The following is a 9,753-nucleotide window of genomic DNA, read 5'->3' as shown; positions in this document are numbered from 1 at the left end:
TGATCCCGTTGAATTGGATTATGTTTAGAAAGCATATTAATCACCTCAAGCATTGTATTACTTCTATTTTAAATCAAAAAAGACTCCCGACAAGTACGATTTTCATCGAGTTTGTCGACAGTCTGAAACTCCGGGATTTTCCGGAGTTTTTCTTTTTGTATTTAGGCTGTTTTCGCAAAGTTTGTTGCTATTTATATTATATTTACTGAGTTGATTGGAGCGGAAGGTGCGAGATTCTCGAAAATGCATTCGCATTCTCTTCGTGCGGTGTTTACTCAAGGTCCTACGGGAGTAGCGGGACAGGTGAGACCCCACAGACGCGCAGCGTCGAGGATGCTCGCCGCCCGCCCCGTGGTTCGCTGAGCATCCTCTCACTGCAATCAACGGACAACATTGATAAACGAAAACAACAATTTATACGAAAAGAGCCTTTACTTAAGACCGCTCTCCAAGGTTTCAAGCATTTCGAGCTTGTCTTCTTCAGAAGAGTTTTTCCAAATAATTTCAAATAAAACACCCAAGCCAGGAAGCATTTTTTCTTCCCCATTTTGAATGGCATCCACGATTGTATCTTTCAGTTCATCTTGAGAGTTGCCTGATACATTGTGTAAAATGGCATTGCGCAGGTTTAAATTCACCTTAATACACTCCTTCCAGATTTAATTCGTTATTATCTTCTCTAATTTTTACTTTTATTATGTATTCCAAATAAGCTATAATGAAAAAACTGTACAGAAAAATTCCGGTTGTACGGGATTTTCTTTAAAAGGAGAGACCGTGTTGAAGCATATACAATCTGCAAAAAATCCGAAAGTTAAAGAATGGAAAAAACTTCTTGCCAGAAAAGAGCGTGACAAAACAGGAACTTTTTTAGTTGAAGGTTTTCATCTGGTGGAAGAAGCACTTAAAGCAAATCAAATAGAAGAAATAATGATTGATGAAAATAAAAATATGCCTCCAGCCTGGGACTATGGCGACATCCCTGTAACAATGGTTACAGATGAAATCATCGGACTGCTGGCAGATACCGAAACACCACAGGGGATTTTTGCTGTCTGCAGCCAGGAGCCATCCGCTGAGGAAGTGAAAGGAAAACAGTTTTTATTAGTTGATGCCGTACAGGATCCCGGCAATCTGGGGACGATGATCAGGACGGCTGATGCGGCTGGAATAGATGCCGTTATTGTGGGTGAAGGCAGTGTTGACGCATATAACCCGAAGGTGCTCCGCTCTGCACAGGGCAGCCACTTTCATGTGCCTGTTTTAAGAGGAAAACTTTCCGACTGGATCTTCAAACTGAAAGAAAGTAATGTACCTGTCTATGGAACCGCTTTGGAAAATGCCCGGGAATATACGAAGTATGAGTCATCTGATTCCTTCGCCCTGCTCGTTGGAAATGAAGGAAATGGGGTAAATAAAGAGCTCTTGGCCAATACAGCAGCAAACCTTTATATACCGATATTCGGGAAAAGCGAATCACTTAATGTGGCGGTGGCTGCCGGAATTCTTCTTTATCATCTAAGAAAATAGAAAATGGGCGGCAATTTTTTCAAAACCGTTTGAAACAGTCTTAAGAATGTAATATAATTAACAGCAAAATTATAATAATAAAACGATGACGGAGACCAGTACCTTGCACTCATCCTTTTCAGGGAGAAAATGCCTAAGACTGAAAGCATTTTTACAGGAAATGCAAGTGAAGTTTCACCTCCTGAGTTGGCATCGGGACCATTGAAAAGTAAGCGATAAAGAATTGATAACTGTCAGCTCCGGCTCCTAGGGGCTCGAGGTCATCAGCCAATCTGTCAAGAAGGTTAAGTTCAACCTTCATGCCATCTTGTCTAATTCTTGTCGCCCCTGGGCAGTCGCTTCCGCTTTTTGATGTAAAGATGTTCCGGCATAAGCCGTTATCCCAATGAAGTGAACACGTGCATGAAGTACATATATGTGTTAAAAAGGGTGGTACCGCGAAACCTCGTCCCTTTATGGGGGATAGAGGTTTTTTATTTTGGCCAAAAAAGTAAATGAATTAATTTCAAGGAGGATTTTTAGATGCAAGAGCGTTTAAAGGAACTGCAAACTGAAGCGTTAGAAAAGATCAGCGCAGCCGCTGATTTAAGAGAGCTAAATGATATCCGTGTATCCTATTTAGGCAAAAAAGGCCCGATTACTGAAGTGCTTAAAGGAATGGGGAAATTGTCTGCTGATGAGCGTCCAAAAATGGGGGCCCTTGCAAATGAGGTGCGGGACAGCATTGCTGCCGGAATTGAAGAAAAACAAAAGCACCTGGAGGAAGCGGCTGTTCAGGAAAAACTGGCTGCAGAAAAAATTGATGTCACTCTTCCGGGAAGACCTGTTAAATCAGGAAACCACCATCCGCTGACAAGAATTATTGAAGAAATTGAAGATCTGTTCATTGGAATGGGTTACACGGTAGCTGAAGGTCCTGAAGTTGAAAAAGATTATTATAATTTTGAAGCATTGAATCTTCCTAAAGGCCATCCTGCCCGGGATATGCAGGATTCCTTCTATATTACAGAAGATATTCTTCTTCGTACCCATACTTCGCCGGTGCAGGCAAGAACAATGGAGAAGCATGAAGGCAAGGGGCCAGTTAAAATTATCTGCCCGGGTAAAGTATATCGTCGTGATAATGACGACGCTACCCACTCTCACCAGTTCATGCAAATAGAGGGACTTGTTGTAGATGAAAACGTCCGAATGACTGATTTAAAAGGAACATTGGAAGTCTTTGCAAAGAAAATGTTTGGTGATGACAGGGAAATCCGTCTTCGCCCAAGTTTCTTCCCGTTTACAGAGCCGTCAGTGGAAATGGATATTTCCTGTAAGATTTGCGGCGGGAAAGGCTGCAGCGTATGTAAAGGCACTGGCTGGATTGAAATTCTTGGTGCCGGAATGGTTCATCCAAATGTTCTTGAGATGGCAGGCTTCGACTCTAAGAAATACACAGGCTTTGCATTCGGAATGGGTCCTGAGCGAATTGCCATGCTGAAGTATGGTGTGGATGATATTCGTCATTTCTACACAAATGATGTGCGTTTCTTGAAGCAATTTTCAATTCATGAATAATTAGAAAGTCCGGAGCTTGACAATTACTAAGGAGGATCACAAATGTTCGTTTCATATAAATGGCTGCAGGAATATGTTGATTTATCAGGCGTTACTCCTGAAGAGCTTGCAGAAAAGATTACTAAAAGCGGTATAGAAGTTGAAGGCGTAGAGGTTTTGAATGAAGGCATTAAGGGTGTTGTTGTAGGGCATGTCCTTGAAAGGGAACAGCACCCAAATGCTGATAAACTGAATAAATGTTTAGTTGATACTGGGGCTGGTGAGCCTGTTCAAGTTATTTGCGGTGCCCCGAATGTGGATAAGGGACAGAAAGTGGCCGTGGCTACTGTTGGAGCTGTACTTCCAGGCAATTTCAAAATAAAGCGTGCAAAGCTTCGTGGCGAGGAATCGAATGGAATGATCTGTTCGCTTCAAGAGCTCGGCATTGAAAGCAAGCTGATTGCAAAGGAATACTCTGAAGGCATTTATGTTTTTCCTAATGATACAGAGGTTGGTCAGGATGCTCTGGAGGTGCTTAATCGGGATGATCAGATTCTGGAGCTTGGCTTGACACCGAACCGATCTGACTGTTTAAGCATGCTGGGGGTTGCTTATGAAGTAGCGGCTATTTTCGGAAGGGAAGTAAAGCTTCCTGAGCCGCAGGCTGAGACCACTTCTGAACGTGCTTCAGATTACATTGATGTTCAGGTGGATGCAAAAGAAGATAATCCTCTTTACGTTGCAAAGGTAGTAAAAAATGTAAAGATTGCTCAATCTCCGGTATGGATGCAGGCACGTTTGATGGCAGCAGGCATTCGTCCTCACAATAACGTGGTCGATATCACAAATTATATTTTACTTGAATACGGCCAGCCGCTTCACGCTTTCGATTATGACCGCTTGGGATCGAAGCAAATTCTTGTCCGCAGAGCAAATGATGGTGAAGTAATTGTCACTCTTGATGAAGCAAAGCGTGAGCTGACAAGCGATCATCTTCTCATTACAAATGGGACAGAGCCAATTGCACTTGCGGGTGTCATGGGCGGGGCAAATTCTGAAGTACAGCCTGACACAAAAAATGTGATTATCGAATCAGCTTATTTTAAAGGAGCAACGGTTAGAAAAGCTTCAAAAGACCATGGATTAAGAAGCGAAGCAAGCGCACGCTTTGAAAAAGGTGTGGATCCAAACAGAGTTAGAGCCGCTGCAGAAAGAGCTGTTCAGCTGCTTGCACAATATGCCGGCGGTGAAGTGCTTGAAGGTTCAGTGGAAGCAGATGCACTTCAAGTGGAGCCAGCGGTTGTCTCTGTAACGCTTGAAAAAATAAATCGTGTCCTAGGCACGGAATTATCCATGAAGGAAGTAGAGGCTATCTTTGCCCGCCTTCAATTTGAGACAAATACTGATAACGATAAGATCACAGTCACAGTTCCAACCCGCAGAGGCGACATTACGATTGAAGAAGATCTGATTGAGGAAGTTGGCCGTCTATTTGGCTACGATAACCTGAAATCAACTTTACCTGTTGGTTCGTCTACACCAGGTCATCTTTCCCAATACCAGAACAAACGCAGATTGGTTCGCCGCTGCCTTGAAGGTGCGGGACTTTATCAGGCAGTAACATATTCCTTAACAAATGAAGCGAAAGCGACTCAATATGCACTGGAAGAGCGCAAGCCTGTGCAGCTGGCAATGCCTATGAGTGAGGATCGAAGCCTGCTTCGTTTAAGTATTGTTCCGCAGCTTCTAGAGGTATTAAAATATAATTCCGCACGCCAGAACGACAGCCTGGCTGTTTATGAAACGGGAGCAGTGTTCCTCTCAAATGGAGAAGAGGAATTGCCTGAAGAGCGTGAGCATCTTGCCGGTGCGGTTACGGGCCTATGGCACAGCCATCCATGGCAGGGAGAAAAGAAGCCGGTTGATTTTTATGTTGTAAAAGGTATCCTTGAAGGGTTATTTGAAAAGCTGGGACTCTCTGATAAGATTGAATTCCGTCAAGTGCAAAAGGATGGAATGCATCCTGGCAGAACAGCAGAAGTATTGCTTTCCGGAGTATCAGTGGGATTTGTCGGCCAAATCCATCCGACTGTCGAAAAAGAGCTTGATCTGAAAGAAACATATGCATTTGAGCTTTCATTAAAAGCCATTTTGGAAGAAGATGTTTCACCTTTACAGTATGAAGCTATTCCGCGTTTCCCTTCCATCACAAGGGACATTGCACTTGTGGCAGACCAGGGAACAGCAGCAGGCGAGCTTAAAGGAATCATTAAAGAAGCTGGCGGCAAATTATTAAAAGACGTATATGTTTTTGACTTGTACGAAGGTGAACGGATGGAGCCAGGCAAAAAATCTCTTGCTTTCTCCCTTAAATACTTCGATCCTGAACGTACTTTGACGGATGAAGATGTAACAAAAGCGCATGACAAAGTATTAGAAGCTGTGAAGGAAAAAGCCGGAGCAGTATTGAGAGGATAAAATGAAAAAGGCAGCCCTCAGGCTGCCTTTTTCATTTTTATTGGCTTTTAACTGTCTTTATTATCAATTATATTTCCTGCTATACAGCTTCAGTGCCTTTTCAGTATTTGCAAAATGCAGTTTTACAAAAGAAGGCAATGATTCACGCCCTTTTTCCTTAATAAGCCGGGCGGCTGCCTCATCAACCTTCGGACCGGCGCCTTTAGTGAGCCGGAAACCGGCTTTTGTGCTAAGGTTTTCAAAGTGGCGCACAAACGCATAGCGTGCCAGGATGGATGCTGCTGCAACAGCCAGGTGAATTCCTTCCGCTTTTGTGCTGAAAAAGACCCGCTCCCTCTGTATGGTCTGCTGGTTTTTTAAATAATTGAAGTAAATCTCTTCCTTGGCAAATTGGTCAATTAGAATAGCCTCAGGCTTTTCAGGAGAGATTTTCCCTAAAACATGTCCGATTGCCTGATTGTGAAGCAATGCTTTGATTTTTCCCTGTGACATCCCTGATTGCTGAAGTTTATTGTATTTTTCATTATGAAGTGTTAACAGGCTGTGGGGAACGATATCTTTGATCTGTTTGGCAATTTCAAGGATTTTCTCATCTCTCAGATTTTTTGAATCCTTAACTCCGAGCTCCTTCAGCAAAGGAATTTGTTCTTTCTTTACGTAAGCTGCAACTACCGTAATGGGGCCAAAATAATCCCCGGTACCCACTTCATCTGAACCTATGACTGAAAGGGAACTGATATTTTCTGGCAGGGTTGCTGCGGCAGGGCTGGTTTTTTTGCTGGGCTGTGCACTGCGGGTGGTATCTCCCCACTTTTTAGCCTCTGCTTCACATCCGCTCCCCTGAAAGAGAACCTTGCCTGATTTATAGGCAGTGATCGAACATCCTGGCACTTTTGCAGAAAATACGCTTCCAGGAGGCTGCTTGTCATTTAGGCTGCCTGAATAATGGGCCTTCATTTTTGAGATTTCACTTGCTTTTTTTAAAAGTACTACCTGGCTCATATTAATTCTCCTCATCTTTTATAACTGTTTGAATTTTTTTTGAAGTAATACAAAGCTTTTTTGAACTTGAATAACTGTCTAGCTCCAGAGCTTACCCCTCGAGGTCATGGTCATAAGCTTGTCTTGTTGGGGCATCCAAGGGAGGAAAGACTAGCCAATCTTTTTCAGAAGGAAAGGACACCTTCTTGCAGGGCTCGTCTTATGTTGGGCAAAGGCGCTTCCGCTTTTCTTAAGAACTGAGCTCATCTGACATGCTTTGACTTCCCACCTATATGCGTTCGTGTTATGATATTGATTAGGATTCTTTAAAGAAGGGGGCATGGACGTTGTCAGAGATACAAAGAAACCGAACTAGTGTAGATATTTATGGACAGCAATATGTAATAGTTGGCTCAGAAAGCTCCAGCCATGTTCGCCTTGTCGCTTCGCTGGTTGACGAAAAAATGCGTGAGATCAGTTCGAAGAATCCTTCACTCGACATTAGTAAGCTGGCCGTGCTGACCGCAGTCAATGCAGTTAATGATTATATAAAGTTAACAGACCGTCTGGAACGGCTGGAAAACGAATTAAATAGAGTAAAGGACGGAAAGTAGTCATGCTGGATCTTGCAATTATCATTATTTTAGTTTTTGGTTTTTTAATAGGCTTGAAAAGAGGGTTTATCCTCCAATTAATTCATTTGACCGGATTCATTATTGCTTTTATTGTTGCCCGTATGTATTACGGTGAGCTTGCACCTAAACTGACCTTATGGGTGCCATATCCAAGCTTTAGCAGTCACTCGGCGATTAAGACGTTATTTGAGAATGGGGATCTTGAAGATGCTTACTATCGCGCCATTGCATTTGTCGTGATTTTTTTTGCGGTGAAAATATTACTGCAGATTATTGGAAGCATGCTCGACTTTGTTGCTCATCTTCCGGTACTGAAACAGCTAAATGTTTGGGCCGGCGGAATTCTCGGATTTATCGAAGTCTATCTTATCATGTTTATTCTATTATACATAGCAGCACTCGTTCCAATTGAAATCCTGCAGGGGCCGATCAATAATTCATTTATGGCAGAATTAATGGTTAAGAATACGCCTATTCTCTCTAACCAGCTCAAAGAAATGTGGGTTGAATATATGGCTGCGTAACTTCTCTATTTCTAGAGAAGTTTTCTTTTTGAAAGACTGTTTAAAAGTTTGGTGGGCTTAAATCTCCAAACCGGATATTTCCACTGAGTTGGATGGAACGGAGGATGATTGATCCTCGAAAATGCGTGCGCATTTTCTTTGTGCGGTGTAGCTCAAGGAAGGTTATTCAATGTCCTGTGCCTCCCCGCGGAAAGCAAGTCCGTAGCTGAAACCAACGGGAAATTTTTAAAAGGCAAAACCTAACTTATTAAGTATGAGGCTTTAAAGATAGCCATGATTTGAAGTTGAACTGCATAATAAGAGATAATACGGATACGAATACAGTTAAAGGCAGGTGGTTTTCATGAATATAAATAAAAAAGATGTTGTCAGACTTTTAGAAACAATCGCTGTCTATATGGAGTTAAAAGGAGAAAATCCGTTCAAAACAGCCGCCTTCCGAAAAGCGGCACTCGCACTTGAATCTAATGATGACAGCTTGACTGAAATTGATGATTTCACAAAGCTATCCGGCATCGGAAAGGGCACCGCTGCTGTTATAGAGGAGTACATAAAAGAAGGAAAATCTTCTGTCCTGGATGAACTGAAAGAAGAAGTTCCTGCCGGATTAATTCCTCTGCTTCAGCTCCCGGGACTTGGCGGAAAGAAAATAGCCAAATTATATAAAGAACTGGGCGTTGAAAATGCTGCAGACCTAGAGGAAGCGTGCCGCAATAAGAAGGTCCGGGGATTGGCAGGATTCGGTGAAAAATCCGAAGAAAAGATACTCGCTGCCCTTGAAAATGCAGGAGCCAGACCGGAACGGCTCCCGCTTGCATTCATGCTGCCGATAGCAGAAGGCATAGAAGCAACCCTGGCTGAAATGAAGGATATCGAAAAGTATTCAAGGGCAGGTAGCTTAAGGAGAATGAGGGAAACTATCAAAGACCTCGACTTTATCATAGCTACTGTTAATCCTGCTTCTGTCAAGGAACAATTATTAAGTCTGGCCGGCATCAAAGAAGTAATTGCTGCAGGAGATACAAAGGTTTCCGTTGTCTTTCAGCATTCCTATGATATATCGGCAGATTTCCGATTAGTGGAGCCGCATGAATTTGCCACAACTCTCCATCATTTTACTGGATCAAAGGACCATAATGTCAGAATGCGCCAGCTCGCAAAAGAGCGCGGGGAAAAAATCAGTGAATATGGAGTCGAAAATACAGAGACAGGTGAAATTCTTACGTTTAATAATGAAGAGGAATTTTACGCGCATTTTGGGCTTCCGTTCTTCCCTCCTGAAATTAGGGAGGATGGGAAAGAAGTAGATGATTATACGAAAAACATGGAGCTCATTTCTCTTGAAGATATTAAGGGTGATCTTCATATGCACTCAACCTGGAGTGATGGCGCCTATTCCATAGAGGAAATGATTGAAGCGTGCCGTGCCCGCGGCTATAAATATATGGCTATAACAGACCATTCCCAGTACCTGAAAGTGGCAAACGGTTTGACAGCCGAAAGGCTTCGCAGACAGAAAGAAGAAATAAAGCGGCTTAATGAGCAATTCGATGATTTCACCATATTATCAGGTGTAGAAATGGATATTCTTCCTGACGGATCGCTCGATTATGACGATGAACTTCTGGAGGAGCTGGACATTGTCATTGCTTCCATCCATTCTTCCTTTTCACAGCCGAAGGAAAAAATCATGGAACGCTTGAAAACGGCGCTTAAGAATGCTCATGTTGACATTATTGCCCACCCTACGGGAAGATTGATCGGCCGCAGGGAAGGCTATGAAGTAGACATGGAAATGCTCATCGAGCTCGCAAGGGAAACAAACACAGCCCTTGAGCTGAATGCAAATCCGAACCGGCTTGATCTTGCTGCCGAACATATCAGACAAGCTCAGGAAGCCGGTGTGAAAATAGTGATTAATACAGATGCACATAAAATAGACACTTTAAATCATATGGAAATCGGTGTTTCTGCGGCAAAGAAAGGATGGATCAAGAAAGAATCCGTTCTAAATGCCTTGGAAACAGAAGATTTGCTCAGATTTCTGACAGAACGCCAGTAGGAAA

9 protein-coding genes are annotated in these 9,753 nt (G+C 42.9%); 6 read left to right on the top strand and 3 right to left on the bottom strand.

The features are described 5' to 3' along the window. Window positions 1-431: 431 nt before the first annotated feature. A complete protein-coding gene (gene sspI / locus M3205_RS02145) occupies window positions 432-638 on the bottom strand; it encodes a small acid-soluble spore protein SspI (protein ID WP_251168418.1) in 207 nt (68 codons plus the stop codon). A gap of 142 nt (window positions 639-780) precedes the next feature. On the opposite strand from sspI, the gene M3205_RS02140 reads away from it, so the two are divergent. Next, the gene (locus tag M3205_RS02140) at window positions 781-1,530 is read left to right on the top strand and encodes a TrmH family RNA methyltransferase (RefSeq protein ID WP_251168417.1); all 750 of its coding nucleotides are present in this window, start codon (window positions 781-783) and stop codon (window positions 1,528-1,530) included. A 151-nt stretch (window positions 1,531-1,681) separates the two neighbouring features. Here the strand turns inward: M3205_RS02140 and M3205_RS02135 are convergent, their stop codons facing one another. Next, window positions 1,682-1,831, bottom strand: coding sequence for a hypothetical protein (locus M3205_RS02135; protein ID WP_251168416.1), 150 nt, complete (start codon window positions 1,829-1,831; stop codon window positions 1,682-1,684). A 221-nt stretch (window positions 1,832-2,052) separates the two neighbouring features. Between M3205_RS02135 and pheS the strand changes: the two genes are divergently transcribed. Continuing rightward, a complete protein-coding gene (pheS, locus tag M3205_RS02130; RefSeq protein ID WP_251168415.1) occupies window positions 2,053-3,090 on the top strand; it encodes a phenylalanine--tRNA ligase subunit alpha in 1,038 nt (345 codons plus the stop codon). A 42-nt stretch (window positions 3,091-3,132) separates the two neighbouring features. Beyond that, window positions 3,133-5,547, top strand: a complete 2,415-nt coding sequence (gene pheT, locus M3205_RS02125) for a phenylalanine--tRNA ligase subunit beta (RefSeq protein WP_251168414.1) — start codon at window positions 3,133-3,135, stop codon at window positions 5,545-5,547. A 63-nt stretch (window positions 5,548-5,610) separates the two neighbouring features. On the opposite strand, the gene rnhC is transcribed toward pheT, so the two are convergent. Next, the gene (rnhC, locus tag M3205_RS02120; protein WP_285885949.1) at window positions 5,611-6,549 is read right to left on the bottom strand and encodes a ribonuclease HIII; all 939 of its coding nucleotides are present in this window, start codon (window positions 6,547-6,549) and stop codon (window positions 5,611-5,613) included. A 326-nt stretch (window positions 6,550-6,875) separates the two neighbouring features. Here rnhC and zapA point away from each other — a divergent pair, with 326 nt between their 5' ends. The 3 genes from zapA to polX all read left to right on the top strand — a co-directional run bounded on the left by zapA (window position 6,876) and on the right by polX (window position 9,749). Next, window positions 6,876-7,142 (top strand): cell division protein ZapA, encoded by a 267-nt coding sequence (gene zapA / locus M3205_RS02115; RefSeq protein WP_251168413.1) that lies wholly within the window; start codon window positions 6,876-6,878, stop codon window positions 7,140-7,142. 2 nt (window positions 7,143-7,144) lie between these two features. After that, complete coding sequence (locus tag M3205_RS02110) at window positions 7,145-7,687, top strand: CvpA family protein (RefSeq protein ID WP_251168412.1); 543 nt, start codon at window positions 7,145-7,147, stop codon at window positions 7,685-7,687. Between the two features lie 343 nt (window positions 7,688-8,030). Further along, entirely contained in the window at window positions 8,031-9,749 is a 1,719-nt protein-coding gene (gene polX / locus M3205_RS02105) for a DNA polymerase/3'-5' exonuclease PolX (RefSeq protein ID WP_251168411.1), read from the top strand. Window positions 9,750-9,753 lie beyond the last annotated feature (4 nt).

It is taken from the genome of Cytobacillus firmus (genome assembly GCF_023715565.1).
In the GTDB taxonomy this organism is placed as follows: Bacteria; Bacillota; Bacilli; order Bacillales; family Cytobacillaceae; genus Cytobacillus; species Cytobacillus firmus_C.
The sequence above is the reverse complement of the archived record's forward strand: the minus strand, read 5'-3'. Positions and strand labels throughout refer to the sequence as shown.